This window comes from Streptomyces sp. NPDC002742 (assembly GCF_042888885.1).
Taxonomy (GTDB): domain Bacteria; phylum Actinomycetota; class Actinomycetes; order Streptomycetales; family Streptomycetaceae; genus Streptomyces.
This window is the reverse complement of sequence record NZ_JBIAQF010000014.1, coordinates 198,613-213,725: the sequence shown is the minus strand read 5'-3', so window position 1 is coordinate 213,725 and position 15,113 is coordinate 198,613. Positions and strand designations below refer to the sequence as shown.

The following is a 15,113-nucleotide window of genomic DNA, read 5'->3' as shown; positions in this document are numbered from 1 at the left end:
CGCGTGCTCGGCAAGCAGGATCCGGACCTCGGCGACGGCCGGTGCGCCGTCCCCGGGGGACCACCGCGTAGCGGTCAAGTCGGTAGTGGCAGATGGGCACCGGCCTTGGCGGTGCGACGGGACCTTTCAGACCGTGGGCTCCAAGGAGCTGAGCGCGTCGGCGAGTTGTGTTCGGGCGGTGATGCCGAGCTTGGGGAAGATCCGGTAGAGGTGGGAGCCGATGGTGCGGTGGGAGAGGTAGAGACGCTGGCTGATCTGGCGGTTGGTCAAGCCGGTGGCAGCGAGTGTCGCGATCTGGAGTTCTTGCGGGCTGAGGCGGTCGCGGGCAGACGGTGATCGTGGGGTGCTGTTTTCGCCTGCGGAGCGCAGTAGCTGACGAGTGTGGTCGCTCCAGCATGGTGCGCCGAGGGTGTCGAAAATGTCTCTTGCTTCGCGCAGAGGTGCTCTGGATTCGACGGTACGGCGCTGTCTGCGAAGCCAGCGGCTGTGGGCGAGAAGGAGGCGTGCGCGGTAGGGCGGCCATCGGCTCGGGTCGCCTGCCAGCGCTTGCTTGAAAGGGAGTTCAGCGCTGTCGTCGTCGGCGAGGACAGCCCGGGTGTAGTGCAGGCACATCTGGATCATGGGTGAGGAGAGCTGGTCGGCGAGGGGCTCGAGGCCGGCCAGGATGGTGTGGGCTTCTTCCTGTCGTCCTGTGTGGGCGGCTGCGTCGGCGAGGTCGGGGGCGACCCACCAGCGCATGTCGTGAAAGGTCGATTCGGCGGGGTCGAAGAGGCGTCGCAGGATGTCGAATGCCTCCTCATAGCGGCCGGTGCCGATCGCCGTGACGGCGCGGACTTGTTGGATGCTGTTGAGAAGGAAGCGCACGCCTGTGACGCTGAGGCTGTCCTGTGCGTTCTGCGCGAGAGTCAGGGCGGTGTCGTGTTCGCCGCGCAGGGCCGCGAGCATGGCCAGGTTGGTGGTGGCGGAGGTGGCCCAGAAGGTCTCGCCGGTCTCTTTCGCGAGCGCTGCGGCTTCTTCGCTCTCGGAGCGGGCACGGTCCCATTCGCCGGTCCAGATCCTGCCCCAGCTTCCCGCGCCGAGCGTGCGGGCCAGGAGGGCGAGACGACCCTGGGAGCGGCAGGTGTCGGCTGCGACGCTCATGTAGGACGAGGCCGTATGGAAGTCTCCGAGGATGAGGGAGGCGCCGCCGAGGAAGCGCATGACGTCGGGATCGGACCGGTCGGGAGTCAGGGTGGACATGCGGCTGAGTACCGCGTTTCCGTGCGTCCGTGGGAGGGCGTAGGCCAGGACTGCCAGGGTGCGGGGGGCGTCAGGGGTCAGGCCAAGGTGGTCGACCTCTTGGGCGACGGCCGCGCGCAGATCAGGGGGCAGGTTGCCCCACCAGCACCGTGAGGCGGCCCGCCACAGCAGGTCGGCGGCCAGGTCGGGGTGGCCACTGGCCCGCGCGGCGCCGGCGGCTTCCAGGAGAGTGCGGATACGGGCTTCGTCGAGCATCTCGCCCGGGTCGACGATCTCTTGGACGACAGCCAGGCGGCCGCGGTCCTCCGGGCCCATCAGCGACGGGTCGGACCGTTGGACGAGTTCGGCGGCGGCTGTACGTTCTCCGAGTTCGCTGGCGAGCTCCGCGGCCCGCAGCAGGAGCGAGGTGCGTCGCCCAGGAGCGGCGGTCAGGTCGGATCCGCGTTCGAGGGCGGTGACGGCGATGGTGACGGCGCCGCGGGGCCGGGCTCTTGCGGCGAACGCCTCCAGGTCGGAGACGAGGTCTTCGTCGGTTCCCAGGGTGGCGGCGACCCGGTGCCAGACCTGCCGGTCCGGGTCGGTCTCAAGGACGACGGCCAGCGCCGCGTGGATCGCCAGCCGTTCAGCGACCGTGGCCCGGGTGTAGACCGCGGATCGGATCAGCGGGTGGCGGAACTGGACGCGCAGGGTGTCCGGACCGATGAGGGACTTGTCGACGGCGGGCTGGAGCGCCGCGGTACCGACGGGTGTGCCGCCGGCGATCGCCGCGGCGCGCAGCAGTTGGGGCAGGTCGCAGCTGGTGTCGGCGGATGCTGCGAGGAGGAGCGTCCTGCTGTCCGCGGGCAGATCGGTGTAGCGGATTCCGAAGGCCCGCTCAAGACGCTCGTTGAGTGGGAGAAGGCCGCGGGGTCGCCCGGCCGACGGGTTGGACCGGATCAGGGATTTGGGGAGTTCGACCAGGGCCAGCGGGTTGCCGGCCGACTGGCTCAGGATCAGGGAGCGCTGGGCGTCGGTCAGTTGTGGTGCGCTTGCCGCGAGGAGTGCTTGCGCGGCGGTGGATTCCAGTGGATGCAGGGATATCTCACGCAGGCCGCCGCCTCTGAGGGGGTCCGGGTGGCCGGTGCGTGAGGCGGTGAGGACGAGGACGGGGTCGGTGGTCACCCTGCGGGCCACGAAGGCCAGCACGTCGGCGCTCGGCCGGTCGATCCATTGGGTGTCGTCGGCGACCGCCACCACCGGGGTGAGGGCGGCGCACTCCGTCAGGAGCTCCAGGGTGGCCAGTGCGACGCTGAACAGGTCGGGGACAGTACCCTGCGCGTCGAATGCGGTGCGCAGGGCCCGGCGCTGGCCCGGCTCCAGCCGGTGCGCGTGCCGTCGGAGCGGGAGCAGGAGCTGGTGAAGTCCCGCGAAGGGCATCCGGCTCTCGGGTTCGACGCCCAGGGCGGTGAGCACGGTCATGTTCCGGCGGGTGGCGTCGGCGCAGGCCCAGGCGAGCAGGGCGGACTTCCCGATACCGGCCCCACCGCTGAGGACCAGCGCGTTTCCCTGCCCGCTTGCCGCCTGATCGAGCAACTCCTCCAGCAGCGCCCTCTCACTCTGTCTTCCCACGAGGTCGCTCTCGCTGCCGCCGAACGGCACGGACTGGGACAGGGGGCCATTCACGGGCTGCTCCGCCGGGGTGTGGGCGTGGTGTACGACGCTCGCCGAGCGCGTAGAGCGGCGTCGGCAGGGAGAACGTACGACGGGGCGGACGGCTCCGGCACGCAGTGCCGGATTTGCCGCAATGGCCGTCATGGTGAGGCTGCTTGTCAGAGAGGCAGGCACGGTCGGACCAGAGCGACTCGCGGCCAGGCAGGCGAGTCGTGCCGGCTAGGAGGCTTCGCGTTCCCCGGTGGTGAGCCGGCGCCATTCGCGTGGGGTGAGGCCGTAGGCCGCCCGGAATCGCCGCGTGAAGTGAGAGGGATCGCGAAAGCCCCAGGAGCGGGCGATATCCGTGATCGAACGCCGCTCCCGCGAGCGGGCAAGATCGGTCCGGGCGCCGGCCAGGCGTCTGGTGACGATCCACTGTTCAAGAGTCGTGTGTGGTGGCTGGATCAGCCGGTAGAGCTGACGCAGCGAAATGTTGTGCGCGGCGGCGATCACCGCGGGCCGTAGCTCCGGGTCACGCAGATGAGTTTCGATGTAGGCATTGATCTGGGCGGGCAATGTGTCATCCAGGGCTGCGGCCGCGTCCCTGTGCTCGCTGTCGGTGGATGCGAGCAGGGCGCGGACCAGGGCGATGCTCGCCTCACCGACGGCCGGCGCCTGGCCGTCACGACTGACAGCGTCGGCCTGCCTCGTGAGCGTGGCCAGGTGTTGGCGGACCAGCGGGAACAGCGCGCTGGCGTGCAGTCTGGGGGCGGCGCGGCGCACCAGGTCGACCGGCAGCCCGAGCCGGTCGTAGGGGACGGACAGAGCACTGGCGCAGCCGAGACCGGACCAGACGTAGTCGTAGGGGGCGGTGAGATCAGAAAGCAGAAGGTCGCCGCGGCCGAGGTCGAGTGTGTGCTCGGCCTGGGTGCGGCGGGCCCGGCCGTACTCCTGAAGAGCCAGCGCGACGGTCTCGGGTGCGTCCCGACGGATGTGCGTGGGGGTGCGGGTCATCCGCATGCCCGTACCGTCGTGCCGCCACAGGAAGGCATCCCCGAAGTGCCACAGGTCGATCCGGGCGCGAGGACTGCTGCCGGAGTCCTGATGGTGGAGTCTGCAGGCCGGGGTGGCGGTCAGCATCGCGGCGCGGACGGCCTCGGCCCGATCGCGCTCCGGTATGTCCGCGGTGTCGAGAACCAGAACCATGTCACCCCTCCCCAGCCGCTCGCAGCGGCTGCCCCTCCCCGATCCCATCGTAATGACCAGCCACGAGGGGACGTTGCCTCCAAGCCCTCCGGCAGTCGTACCGCTCCCGTACGACTCAATGCTCAGCACCGGCCGGGACGACGACTCAAGCGGCAGGCACAGCCGGATGACTCAATCCTGCGCTGGGCCCGGCACGGGAGATTGAGGGCACCAAGCACGACGGACCACCCGGTGTGACAGCGCCGGCCGACCACCGTGCCGGCCCCACCCCACCGACACCTGTTCACCCACGGAGGACCAGCATGCCCACCATCACCACCCGCGACGGCGCCGAGATCTTCTTCAAGGACTGGGGCAGCGGGCGGCGCCCGGTCGTCTTCAGCCACGGCTGGCCGCTGAACGCCGACGCCTGGGACAACCAGGCCAACCTGGTCGCCTCGCACGGCTTCAGGGCCATCGCTCACGACCGCCGTGGACACGGCCGCTCCTCCCAGACCTGGGACGGCAACCACATGGATCAGTACGCCGACGACCTGGCTGAGCTGATCGAGCAGCTCGACCTGACCGATGCCGTCCTGGTCGGTCACTCCACCGGCGGTGGCGAGGTCGCCCACTACCTCGGCCGTCATGGCACCTCGCGGGTGTCCAAGGCCGTCCTGCTCGGTGCCGTCCCACCGCTGATGCTCAAGACCGCCGCGAACCCCGAAGGCACCCCCATCGAGAACTTCGACGCGATCCGGGCCGGCGTCGCCGCCGACCGCTCGCAGTTCTACCAGGACCTCAGTTCCCCGTTCTACGGCGCCAACCGTGACGGCGCGAACGTCTCCCAAGGCCTGCGCGACGCGTTCTGGCTGATGAGCATGCAAGTCGGCATCAAGGGCGCCCTCGACTGCATCAAGGCGTTCTCGGAGACCGACTTCACCGAGGGCCTCAAGAGCATCGACATTCCCGTCCTGGTCGCACATGGCGACGACGACCAGATCGTCCCCATCCAGGCCGCCGCCCTGCAGACCGTCAACTTCGTCAAGGACGCACACCTCAAGGTCTACGCGGGCGCCCCGCACGGCCTGGTCGGCGACTTCGAGAAGGCGTTCAACGCCGACCTGCTCGCCTTCATCACGAGCTGAACCACCTCACCCGCCCGCCCCGGGGCACCGCACGCACCCGCGCGTTCCGCCGCACCGCACGCCGGTGCCCCGGTCTTCCGCTCAACACCTGCTTCGAGGAGCCCCGCATGTCCGATCACCCCGCCCAGATCCCCGCCGCCGTCCTGGAGCGCGTTGCCGAGGCCAACGCCTCGGGCCGCACACCCGTCGTCTTCATCCACGGCCTTTGGCTCCTGCCCAACAGCTGGGACCGCTGGGCGGCGCTGTTCGAGGCCGCCGGATACGCCCCGCTCTCGCCGGGCTGGCCCGACGACCCGGACACGGTCGAGGAGGCCGCCGCCCACCCGGAGGTCTTCGCCAACAAGTCGGTCGGCCAGGTCGCCGACCACTACAGCGCCGTCATCGGACTCCTCGACCGCAAGCCCGCCGTCATCGGCCACTCCTTCGGTGGTCTCCTCGCCCAGATCGTCGCCGGCCGCGGGCTGGCAGCCGCCACCGTCGCCATCGACGCGGCGCCCTTCCGCGGTGTCCTGCCGCTGCCCGTCTCCGCCCTGCGCTCCTCCCTGCCCGTTCTCGGCAACCCCGCCAACCGGCACCGTGCCGTGCCCCTCACCTTCGAGCAGTTCCGCTACGCCTTCGCCAACGCCGTCAGTGAGGAGGAGGCTCGACAGCTTCACGACAACTACGCGGTCCCGGCGCCCGGAGCACCGCTCTTCCAGGCCGCCACCGCGAACTTCAACCCCTGGACCGAAGCCAAGGTCGACGTCGACAACCCCGACCGCGGCCCCTTGTTGGTCGTCTCCGGCGAGAGGGACCACACCGTCCCGCACGCCATCTCCGCGGCCGCCTACAAGCGCCAGCTCCACAACCCCGGCCTCACCGAGTTCACCGAAATCCCGGACCGCGGGCACTCGCTGACCATCGACCGAGGCTGGCGCGACGTCGCCGAGACCGCTCTCACCTTCGTACAGCGATTCACCAAGTAGCCCCAACCCGCCCCGACACCCCGCCTCAGCTGGAGGACCCGATGGCGCACCTGTTCCCCACCATCCGACGCGTCCCGCGTAAGGCCGGCCCCGTCGCCGCACTGACCACGCTGCTCGCCGTCGGCCTGACCCTCACCCCCGCCGCAGCCTCGAACGCCGACCACACCGAAACGGCCAGACCCAAGCCCACCATCGTGCTGGAACACGGCGCGTTCGCCGACGCCTCCGGCTGGAACGCCGTCATCCACGCCCTGCAAAAGCGCGGCTACACCGTCTACGCCCCGGCCAACCCGCTGCGCTCCCTGTCTGGCGACACCGAGTACCTCAAGTCGTTCCTCGCCACCGTCCCGGGCCCCGTCATCCTCGTCGGCCACTCCTACGGCGGCGCCGTCATCACCGGCGCCGCCACCGGCGACCCAGCGGTCAAAAACTGCGTGCCCGGTCCAGGCCTGACAGCCCGTGCCGGGCACCGCACTGCCTACAGCGCGGAACAGGGGGTGCTGCTTCACCAAGCTCGACCCCGGCCGGGTCAAACGAGCGGTGTAACTGGGGCAGTTGGGGTCAGTGACGGGCTGCTGGGAGGCGGCCGTCGAAGGTGATGTCGAAGGCGTTCAGCGCGGTCTTCCAGCGCATGGTCCAGCGGGCCTGGCCCTTGGCGGTGGGGTCAAGCGACATGATCGCCGTGTAGACGCACTTCAACGCTGCTTGCTCGTTCGGAAAGCGTCCCCGGGCCTTGACCGCTCGCCGGATGCGGGCGTTCACCGACTCGATCGCGTTCGTCGTGCAGACGATGCGCCGGATCTCGGTGTCGAAGCGGAGGAACGGCGTGAACTCTCCCCCAGACTCCGTCCGGGGGCACCCCACCCACGCGTTCTCGCCGCAGATCAGAGAGGATCGCTGCTGTAACGAGTGGCTCCAGGGTCGAATCCGGGGCGAATCCGGGTCGAATCCGGGTCGAATCCGGGTCGAATTCGCCTTGGTTGGCCTAAAGAATCGTCCCGCAAACTGCCTGCTCGGGGGCCGATGGCATGATCGAAGCGTGATCAGTGAATCCGGTCGGTCCGGTGCGATGAGGTATGTCCTGTTCGATGTCGATGGCACGTTGATCGACGCCGTGGACAATCAGCGCCTGGTCTGGCGAACGTGGGCAGAGCGATACGGACTGGACCCCGATGAGGTCTACCGAGTGGCGCTGCGGACGAGGCCGATGGAGACCTTCGCGCAGGTTGCTCCGGACCAGGATCCCGGGGAGTGTCTTGCCGCACTGCACGCGTTGGAGGACGAGGACGTCCGTTCCGGTGCCTATACGGCCTTCGGTGGCGCCGCGGAGCTGCTGAGTGCTCTGCGGCCCGGGTCCTGGGCGTTGGTGACTTCGAACTATGAGCACCGGGTGCGTGGACGTTTCGCACGGACGGGCCTGCCGGTCCCGGAGGTCCTCGTGGATGCGGCCGCCGTGGAGGAAGGCAAGCCGTCGCCCGTGCCGTATCTGCAGGCAGCCGCGCGACTTGGTGCCGAACCGGAGGACTGCCTGGTCGTCGAGGACGCTCCTTCCGGGGTGGAGTCCGGGCTGCGCGCCGGGATGACGGTGTGGGGTGTCAACGCCCCTGCGGCGGTGGACGGCGTGCACCGTCACTTCGGCAGCCTGCGCGAAGCGGTCGGCGACGTCCTTGCCTTCGTGTCCGGACCCCGCCCTCACGGGCCGGAGGGACCGGCCGCGGTGGAATGATCTTGACATGGCTGGTGTGATCACGACCCACGATCCGGTGCGCCTGTGCCGGCCCGGGGCTTCTGGGGACGAGCGCCCGCCGTGTGGCGAATGGCTCCGACATCACCTGAGCAGGTTCAGCGGCCGTGTCAGCGCTGTGGCGACGTGTGCTGAGGGAACTTGCGGCGCCAGGCCAAGGCGACGTAGACGAGTGCGACCAGTACGGGGACTTCGATGAGGGGGCCGACGACGCCTGAGAGGGCTTGTCCCGAGGTGACGCCGAAGGTGGCGATGGCTACGGCGATGGCGAGTTCGAAGTTGTTGCCGGCTGCGGTGAAGGCCAGGGTCGCGGTCCGTTCGTAGGTCAGGCCGATCGCCTTGCCGAGAACGAAGGAGCCGAACCACATGAGTGCGAAGTACGCCAGCAGGGGCAGGGCGATGCGGGCGACGTCCAGGGGCTGTGAGGTGATCTTCTTTCCCTGCAGGGCGAAGAGCACGACGATCGTGAACAGCAGTCCGTACAGCGCGAAGGGCCCGATCTTCGGAAGGAAGTTCGACTCGTAGCCGCGCCGGGTCAGTCTCTTCTCGCCGAGCCGGCGGGTGAGGAATCCGGCGAGGAGCGGGATGCCGAGGAACACCGCAACGTTGAGTGCGATCTTCCACATGGAGATGTCGAGGTGTTCGCCGTTGCCCAGGCCGAGCCAATTGGGCAGCAGGTCGAGGTAGAACCAGCCCAGTAGGCCGAAGGCGAGCACCTGGAATACGGAGTTGAGCGCGACGAGCACGGCAGCGGCCTCGCGGTCTCCGCACGCGAGGTCATTCCAGATGATGACCATGGCGATGCAGCGGGCCAGGCCGACGATGATCAGACCGGTGCGGTATTCGGGCAGGTCGGCCAGGAAGATCCAGGCAAGGGCGAACATCACGGCCGGGCCGACGAGCCAGTTGACCAGCAGCGAGGACGTCATCAGCCTCTTGTCGCCGGTCACGGCGTCGAGGCGGTCGTAACGCACCTTGGCCAGGACCGGATACATCATCACCAGCAGGCCGAACGCGATCGGCAGGGAGATCCCGCCCACTTCGATCCGCGTCAGCGCGGTGTTCAGCCCCGGCAGAAGTCGTCCCAGAGCCAGGCCCGCGGCCATGGCGAGCAGGATCCACAGGGCGAGACAGCGATCGAGGGTCGACAGCTTGCTGGTGGCTGTGTCGCCGGACGTGGTGTCGGCGCGCTGCTCAGTGCGCTCGGTGGATGTCACGGACCCGCGACCTCCGGACCGCACGGTGCGGCAGGACCGGCGCCGGCCGGTGATCGGGACGGCTCGGCGGGACGCGCCCGTAGCCGGAGTTCCCGGCCCCAAAAAACATCAGTGTCGACTGAAGTCAGCATGCGCTGATACTGTCACATCACTGGTGGCTGACACCAGTTCGGAGTGATGTCGCGAGTGGTTGGGCTGTCGCGTATCAACGAAGGGGCGTACTGCCATGGTCGATCCAGTGCAGGCACCGTCCGTGCTTTTCGTCTGTGTCCATAACGCCGGCCGTTCGCAGATGGCCGCCGCCTGGCTCGCTCATCTGTCGCGGGGGAGTGTCCGGGTGCACTCGGCAGGCACTGATCCGGGTGCTGAAGTCGAACCTGCGGCTGTGGCGGCCATGGCGGAAGCAGGTGTCGACATCTCCGCCGAACTGCCCAAGGCCCTTGACGCCGCGGCCGTGTTGGAGGCGGACGTCTGCGTCACGATGGGCTGCGGCGACGCCTGTCCGGTGTTCCCCGGCAAGCGATACCTCGACTGGACGCTGCAGGATCCCGCGGGGCGGGACATGGAGACCGTGCGCCGCATCCGTGACGAGATCAAGGCGCTGGTGGAGGCCCTGATGCGGGAACTCGCCGAAGACGGGCGCCCCGCGGCCGGCTGACACCCCTGTGCGCTCCGCCGCGCGAAGCCGAAAGCGTCGCGGCCGGCGGAAGGAAAGCTCGGGGCCGGGGCGCCTGGCGGAGCCCCGGCCCCGAACTGCTCCGCCGTGGTGCGGGGCACTGCGTCAGCAGGGCCGCTTGCGGCCGGCTTCGGCGGTCTGTTCCGCTTCGGCGGCAAGTTCCGCGAACTTGCCCGACAGGGCGGCCAGCATCTCGGGCTTGAGCCGGTAGTACATCCAGCGCCCGCACGGCTCGGTGTCCACCACGCCCGCCTCGCGCAGCACCTTCATGTGATTCGAGAGATTGGTCTGCCGTGCACCGGTCTCCTCGACGAGATGGGTGGTGCAGAGGGACTCGCGTGCCAGCAGCGTCACGATCTGCAGTCGCAGGGGATCACCGAGCACACGCAAAAGGTCAGTGTCGACTGATGTCAGCATGCGCTGATACTCTCATATTGTGGGGCGTCGGGGCCACCGGCTGACGGGCGCCTGGCACAGCACTGCCGTCTTGGCGCGCCCGCCGAGCTGCACCACCCTGCACCGCAAGGAACGATCATGGCTGACCCCCGCGCCTCTGTCCTCTTCGTCTGTGTCCACAACGCCGGCCGCTCCCAGATGGCCGCCGCCTGGCTCACGCACCTGTCCGAAGGGCGCGTCGAGGTCCGTTCCGCAGGAACCATGCCGGCGAAGGACATCAACCCCCAAGCCGTGCGGGCCATGCGCGAAGTCGGCATCGACCTGACCGGGCAGAGCCCCGCGCTGCTGGACACCGAGGCCGTGCGGGCCAGTGACTTCGTCATCACCATGGGCTGCGGTGACACTTGCCCGATCTTTCCCGGCAAGACCTACCGTGACTGGGACCTGCCCGACCCCGCGGGCGCCGGTCTGGACACCGTCCGTGTGATCCGCGACGCCATCAAGGGCCGTGTGGAAGACCTCGTCGCCGAGATCGATGCCCTCCACGACCTTCGCCTCAGCCGATCCTGACATCCTTGCGCACCGTCAGGTGGTCGATCGCCGAGGTGCGTACGGTCACTGCCACCTCCCACGCCCCTGCCGCGGGCACCTGGAAGCCCGGCAGGGTCCAGTGCCCGGTCGCCGCGTGCCGCAGGGGCGCGCGCAGCGGACCGATCTGACGGTCCGCGGTCGGTGCCGGCTGGGCCTCGGGGACGTCGGGCATGGTCCCAGCGCGGCTCGTGACCGACACGTGCGCGGCGTCGGCGCCGATCCGCCCCGGATCCAGGACCACGCTGACCGTTCCGCGGCCGCGGACCTCTGTGACGGCAAGTGCACACACGCGTCAAGCGGATTCGGGAAACCCCACCGGAGGTCCCCGCCGCGTCAGGACATGTGCGCCCACCCGCGATGTGCGCCCACCCGCGATGTCCACCCAGGCCGCTGCGCCTCCCGCCGGCAGGGCGGGCGGCCCGTCAGCCGCGCGAGCACCGGGGCGCAGTGCCCCGGTGACCGGCCTCGCCCAGCCGCGGCGCGCATCAGCACCCGTACAGCCAGGCCCGGTCGACTGCCCGCCGGCGAACACAGTCGGCTCACCGCCGTGTCCCCGCGGTGCAGCAGCCACGCCGCGCAGAGCGCCGCCAGTGCGTGACCGCCCGGCATGGGCGCCGTCGGCGCGACCGAGTCCACCCCCGACGAAGGCATCACCATGTGCGGCTGACCGGCCATGGCGGAGTTCGACATTTCGGCGGACGGCATAGCGAGGGCAAAAATATGTGCAGCGCAATCTGCGGAACCGACAGCGGCACGGCACCGAACGCCAGGGGTTTGCGCCGGCCGGACAGCGGTGCGATCAGCGCTGAGGCGAGGACGGTCGCGAGAGTCTGCACGCTCCAGGACGGCGACACGCCCGTCACCAGTGTGTGACCGCCGGCCGGCAGCAACACGCACACACCCGTGAAGGTGACTGTCCGCGCCGTCCGGTCGATCCTGACGAGATGCCCCTGGGGGACCGGCGGCAGCGTCACGCCGGCATGTCCCGTTCGTATACGGCCTGTCACCCACCTCCCCCTCCCGAGGTCGCCGCTGCGGGATCCCCTACCGCCGATCCGATCTGATGACTCGTCATCACGCCTGCAAATACGGCCCGTTGGAGGTCAGGGCTGACGGCCGACACGTTAGCCCGTCTGATTAGATAAGTCTCTAGACAGATGGCTGTGGTGACCCTAGGCTCGGCGCGCCTGATCAACCACAGGGGGTAGTTGGACGTGACGCACAACGCCGTTTCCAGACGCCATCTGGTCCAGGGCGCCGCACTGACGAGTGCGGCTCTGCTGGTCAACGCGCCGCCCGCCACGGCTGATCCGGCGGACGCGACCGGCGCAGGAACGCCGACGGCCGAGCGGGGACGCCAGCTCAGCTTCACCGACGAATCCGCCGCACTGCACCCCGATCGCACGGTCACCAGCGCCTGCCAGTTCTGCAATTCCAACTGCGCGCTCACGGTGAGCCTGCGCGCGGAGCGCATCATCGGTGTTCAGGGCGCCCCCGGAGACCCGGTGCAGCAGGGCAACATCTGCGTCAAGGCCCCCATGATGGCCGAACTCGTCTACAGCCCCCTGCGCGTGACCAAGCCTCTGATCCGCACCGGCGGCCGCAAGGGATCCAGCGATTCCACCTTCCGCGAGGCGAGTTGGGAAGAAGCCCTCGACGTCATCGCCCGAAGGCTGCTGAAACTGCGGGATGCCGGCGAAGCCCACACCATCGCCAACCGGACCACCGGACGCCTGCCCCGAGGCACCGGCTCACTCGTGGCCCGGCTCTTCGCCCTTCTGGGCAGTCCCAACAACACCGACGTCGGCCCGGTCTGTAACGACGCAGGAGGCAACGCCCTCAAAGCCTCCTTCGGACTCGGCAACTTCACCAACGGCTACGGCACCGACGGCGCCACCGGCAAGGACGACCTCGGCTCGGCCGACTACTTCCTGTTCCTGGGCACCAACCAGGCCGAGACCCACCCCGTCACCTTCGACTACCTCCTGCGCGGCCGCAGGCGCACCGGCGCGAAACTCGTCGTGATCGACCCCCGCCGCACCCCCACCGGCGCGCAGGCCGACGAATGGATCGCCCCGAAACCGCACACGGACCTGGCCCTGGCGCTGGGGATGCTGCACCACATCCTCGACCGGCGCCTGTACGACCGGGCGTTCACCGACCGCTGGGTCGTCGGCTTCGACGAGCTGAAGACCCACATGGCGGCGTCCGGCTACACCCCGGACTGGGCCGCCGGTGTCACCGGCGTGCCGGCCGACGCCATCCGCCGCCTGGCCCGTGATTACTCCGGTGCCGGCAAAGCGGCCATCTTCTGCAACGCCGGCATCTCCCACCAGCTCGGTGCCTTCGACACCTACCGGGTCCTGACGTTCTTGGCCGCCGTCACGGGCAATATCGGCAAACTCGGCGCCGGCTGCAACTTCATGCACAACACCTGGCCCGGTGACCTGCACCTGCCGGAACTCGAAGCCAAGACGCCCGAACTGACCCAGGCCCTGCCCGTCGGGCCCGACTACTTCGCCGAATCGATCCTCACCGGCAAGCCGTACCGTTTGAAGGCCCTCATCACCCAGGGCAACCCGCTCATCTCCTCCGCCAACACCAGCAAGGTCAAAGACGCCTTCCGCCGGCTCGACTTCTACGTCTACACCGGCCTGTTCATGGAGGAAGCGGCCTACTACGCCGACGTCGTGCTGCCCGTCAGCGCGGGCCTGGAATTCGAGGGCGTCTACATGCGCCGCGACGACCGCGCCATCCGCTGGCAGGACGCCGCCGTTGCGCCCGCCGGGCAGAGCAAGCCCGACTGGCAGATATGGATCGACCTCGCCCACGCCATGGGACGCAACGACCGCCGCAAACCCGCCTCCTACTGGAAAGATCCCTTCCCGCTCTCCTGGAAGGACTACCCCACCCTGTGGGCGGAGTTCGTCGAGCACACCCCGGGCATGGGCGGCATGACGCAAAAGCGGCTCCAGCAGCGCACCGAGCCGCTGCGCTGGCCCTGCCCCAGCGCCGACCACCCTGGTGTCAGCGCCCTCTACCAGGACCACCCCTCGTGGTACCAGGCCGCGGAAGCACTCGGCGGGAAGAGGGGGCAGCGGTTCCTCACGCCCAGCGGCAAGATCGAGATCTACACCGAAGCCCTCGACAAGCAACTCGCCGTCGCCGGGCACACCGCACTGCCCACCTTCTACACCCACCCCGAGGTCACCGGCGCGCACCCGACGCTCTCCTATGAGAAACGCTTCGTCACGAGCCCCATCAACCCCCAGGCCGTCACCCACCCGGTCAAACTCGGTGTTCCGGGCAATGGCGAAGTGCACCGCGACTTCCCCCTGATGGGCATGACCGGCCGTCCCAGCGTCGTCCACTTCGCCTCCGTGACCCACTGGACGCCCACCGGGGAACAGCTCAACGGCATCCGCCTCCTGCAGATCCACCCCGAGACAGCACATCGCCTGGGCATCGCCGACCGGGACGACATCGTCGTCGAGAGTCCCCGCGGCGCCGTGAAAGCCACCGCCCTGTACTGGCCCGGTATCCGCAAGGACACCGTCTTCCTGCCCAACACCTTCGGCCCCGCCCAGGAAGTGGCCGACCAGTTCCACGACCCCCGCTACGAAGCGGCCAACACCCTGGTCGACGACCGTTACTACGACAACCTCTCGGGCCAGCAGGCCTACAAATGCTTTGCCTGCCGGGTCACCAAAGCGCCGGCGTAGAAGACCCTCCTCCAGCCGAGCCGGTGGCCCCCCGTCCGCCGGCCAGGCACCGCCCTGCCTCCGCCCCGGCACACCCCCCGCGCGGAGGCAGGGCAACCAACCGACCAGGAGCACAGAAACCAGCCAAGCCAGCTTTATTCAGGTCAGTTGCAGAAAGATTCGACAACTGTAAAACTAGAGGAATGTCTAAGGTCGAAGTGGCGATGGCCCCGGCCACGTCCTGCTGCACCCCCGTCGTCGCAGCGCCGCTCGAAGCGGAACGCGCAGCCGACATGGCGAAGATGTTCAAGGCGTTGGGCGACTCCATCCGGCTGCGTCTGCTCTCGATGATCGCCTCGGCCCCTGGTGACGGCGAGGTCTGCGTCTGCGACCTCACAGCCCCCTTCGACCTGTCGGCGCCCACCATCTCCTACCACCTCAAAATCCTGCGCGAGGCAGGCCTGGTGACCTCCGACCGACGGGGCACCTGGGTCTACTACCGCCTCCAACGCGACCATCTCCACATGCTGTCCGACATGCTCGCCGTTCCCGGCGTCACCGGCACGCTCGCCGTCACCCCCTGCGGTTGACCGGGCATCCAAACCCGCGGCCACAGTCCCGG

General features: G+C 69.0%; 14 protein-coding genes and 1 pseudogene. 8 read left to right on the top strand and 7 right to left on the bottom strand.

Translation table 11 applies throughout. The features are described from left to right. Positions 1 to 126: 126 nt before the first annotated feature. Positions 127 to 2,901 carry an ATP-binding protein gene (locus ACFYW8_RS25900; protein ID WP_389080539.1) on the bottom strand — a complete coding sequence of 925 codons (2,775 nt, stop codon included), beginning with the start codon at positions 2,899 to 2,901 and terminating at the stop codon, positions 127 to 129. 207 nt (positions 2,902 to 3,108) lie between these two features. Then, complete coding sequence (locus ACFYW8_RS25895) at positions 3,109 to 4,074, bottom strand: helix-turn-helix domain-containing protein (RefSeq protein ID WP_389080536.1); 966 nt, start codon at positions 4,072 to 4,074, stop codon at positions 3,109 to 3,111. Positions 4,075 to 4,376: 302 nt separating this feature from the next. Here ACFYW8_RS25895 and ACFYW8_RS25890 point away from each other — a divergent pair, with 302 nt between their 5' ends. From ACFYW8_RS25890 to ACFYW8_RS25880, 3 genes are all read left to right on the top strand, one after another. After that, positions 4,377 to 5,201, top strand: a complete 825-nt coding sequence (locus ACFYW8_RS25890; RefSeq protein ID WP_389080534.1) for an alpha/beta fold hydrolase — start codon at positions 4,377 to 4,379, stop codon at positions 5,199 to 5,201. Between the two features lie 107 nt (positions 5,202 to 5,308). Continuing rightward, positions 5,309 to 6,166 (top strand): alpha/beta hydrolase, encoded by an 858-nt coding sequence (locus ACFYW8_RS25885; RefSeq protein WP_389080531.1) that lies wholly within the window; start codon positions 5,309 to 5,311, stop codon positions 6,164 to 6,166. Between the two features lie 41 nt (positions 6,167 to 6,207). Beyond that, on the top strand, positions 6,208 to 6,765 hold the full coding sequence (locus ACFYW8_RS25880; protein ID WP_389080529.1) for an esterase/lipase family protein: 558 nt from the start codon (positions 6,208 to 6,210) through the stop codon (positions 6,763 to 6,765). Here the strand turns inward: ACFYW8_RS25880 and ACFYW8_RS25875 are convergent. Continuing rightward, positions 6,728 to 7,000: pseudogene (locus ACFYW8_RS25875) on the bottom strand (transposase); the annotation flags it as partial. The gene ACFYW8_RS25880 and the pseudogene ACFYW8_RS25875 sit on opposite strands and share 38 nt — an antisense overlap. 235 nt (positions 7,001 to 7,235) lie before the next feature. Between ACFYW8_RS25875 and ACFYW8_RS25870 the strand changes: the two are divergent. Then, a complete protein-coding gene (locus ACFYW8_RS25870; protein ID WP_389080683.1) occupies positions 7,236 to 7,892 on the top strand; it encodes an HAD-IA family hydrolase in 657 nt (218 codons plus the stop codon). Positions 7,893 to 8,020: 128 nt separating this feature from the next. Here ACFYW8_RS25870 and arsB read toward each other — a convergent pair whose 3' ends face one another. Continuing rightward, positions 8,021 to 9,127 (bottom strand): ACR3 family arsenite efflux transporter, encoded by a 1,107-nt coding sequence (gene arsB, locus ACFYW8_RS25865; protein ID WP_389080526.1) that lies wholly within the window; start codon positions 9,125 to 9,127, stop codon positions 8,021 to 8,023. Positions 9,128 to 9,353: 226 nt separating this feature from the next. On the opposite strand from arsB, the gene ACFYW8_RS25860 reads away from it, so the two are divergent. Next, a complete protein-coding gene (locus ACFYW8_RS25860) occupies positions 9,354 to 9,785 on the top strand; it encodes a phosphotyrosine protein phosphatase (RefSeq protein ID WP_389080523.1) in 432 nt (143 codons plus the stop codon). A gap of 123 nt (positions 9,786 to 9,908) precedes the next feature. Here ACFYW8_RS25860 and ACFYW8_RS25855 read toward each other — a convergent pair whose 3' ends face one another. Next, a complete protein-coding gene (locus ACFYW8_RS25855) occupies positions 9,909 to 10,220 on the bottom strand; it encodes an ArsR/SmtB family transcription factor (RefSeq protein WP_389080520.1) in 312 nt (103 codons plus the stop codon). Positions 10,221 to 10,337: 117 nt separating this feature from the next. Here ACFYW8_RS25855 and ACFYW8_RS25850 point away from each other — a divergent pair, with 117 nt between their 5' ends. Beyond that, a complete protein-coding gene (locus ACFYW8_RS25850) occupies positions 10,338 to 10,769 on the top strand; it encodes an arsenate reductase ArsC (protein ID WP_365869606.1) in 432 nt (143 codons plus the stop codon). On the opposite strand, the gene ACFYW8_RS25845 is transcribed toward ACFYW8_RS25850, so the two are convergent. Together ACFYW8_RS25845 and ACFYW8_RS25840 are read right to left on the bottom strand one after the other, a co-directional pair. Further along, positions 10,756 to 11,079 carry a hypothetical protein gene (locus ACFYW8_RS25845; protein ID WP_389080516.1) on the bottom strand — a complete coding sequence of 108 codons (324 nt, stop codon included), beginning with the start codon at positions 11,077 to 11,079 and terminating at the stop codon, positions 10,756 to 10,758. The two genes, ACFYW8_RS25850 and ACFYW8_RS25845, sit on opposite strands and share 14 nt — an antisense overlap. A gap of 361 nt (positions 11,080 to 11,440) precedes the next feature. Next, a complete protein-coding gene (locus ACFYW8_RS25840) occupies positions 11,441 to 11,764 on the bottom strand; it encodes a hypothetical protein (protein WP_389080514.1) in 324 nt (107 codons plus the stop codon). 234 nt (positions 11,765 to 11,998) lie between these two features. Between ACFYW8_RS25840 and ACFYW8_RS25835 the strand changes: the two genes are divergently transcribed. Beyond that, on the top strand, positions 11,999 to 14,512 hold the full coding sequence (locus ACFYW8_RS25835) for a molybdopterin-dependent oxidoreductase (protein WP_389080511.1): 2,514 nt from the start codon (positions 11,999 to 12,001) through the stop codon (positions 14,510 to 14,512). A 182-nt stretch (positions 14,513 to 14,694) separates the two neighbouring features. Then, positions 14,695 to 15,081: an ArsR/SmtB family transcription factor gene (locus ACFYW8_RS25830; protein ID WP_389080509.1), complete on the top strand. Its 387-nt coding sequence runs from the start codon at positions 14,695 to 14,697 to the stop codon at positions 15,079 to 15,081. The last annotated feature ends 32 nt before the right edge of the window (positions 15,082 to 15,113 follow it).

Excerpts from the sequence above, each read along its gene's own strand:
- ACFYW8_RS25895 (WP_389080536.1), bottom strand. The coding sequence starts at position 4,074 with ATGGTTCTGGTTCTCGACACCGCGGACATACCGGAGCGCGATCGGGCC.
- ACFYW8_RS25890 (WP_389080534.1), top strand. The coding sequence starts at position 4,377 with ATGCCCACCATCACCACCCGCGACGGCGCCGAGATCTTCTTCAAGGAC.
- ACFYW8_RS25885 (WP_389080531.1), top strand. The coding sequence starts at position 5,309 with ATGTCCGATCACCCCGCCCAGATCCCCGCCGCCGTCCTGGAGCGCGTT.
- ACFYW8_RS25880 (WP_389080529.1), top strand. The coding sequence starts at position 6,208 with ATGGCGCACCTGTTCCCCACCATCCGACGCGTCCCGCGTAAGGCCGGC.
- ACFYW8_RS25870 (WP_389080683.1), top strand. The coding sequence starts at position 7,236 with ATGAGGTATGTCCTGTTCGATGTCGATGGCACGTTGATCGACGCCGTG.
- ACFYW8_RS25860 (WP_389080523.1), top strand. The coding sequence starts at position 9,354 with ATGGTCGATCCAGTGCAGGCACCGTCCGTGCTTTTCGTCTGTGTCCAT.
- ACFYW8_RS25855 (WP_389080520.1), bottom strand. The coding sequence starts at position 10,220 with ATGCTGACATCAGTCGACACTGACCTTTTGCGTGTGCTCGGTGATCCC.
- ACFYW8_RS25850 (WP_365869606.1), top strand. The coding sequence starts at position 10,338 with ATGGCTGACCCCCGCGCCTCTGTCCTCTTCGTCTGTGTCCACAACGCC.
- ACFYW8_RS25830 (WP_389080509.1), top strand. The coding sequence starts at position 14,695 with ATGTCTAAGGTCGAAGTGGCGATGGCCCCGGCCACGTCCTGCTGCACC.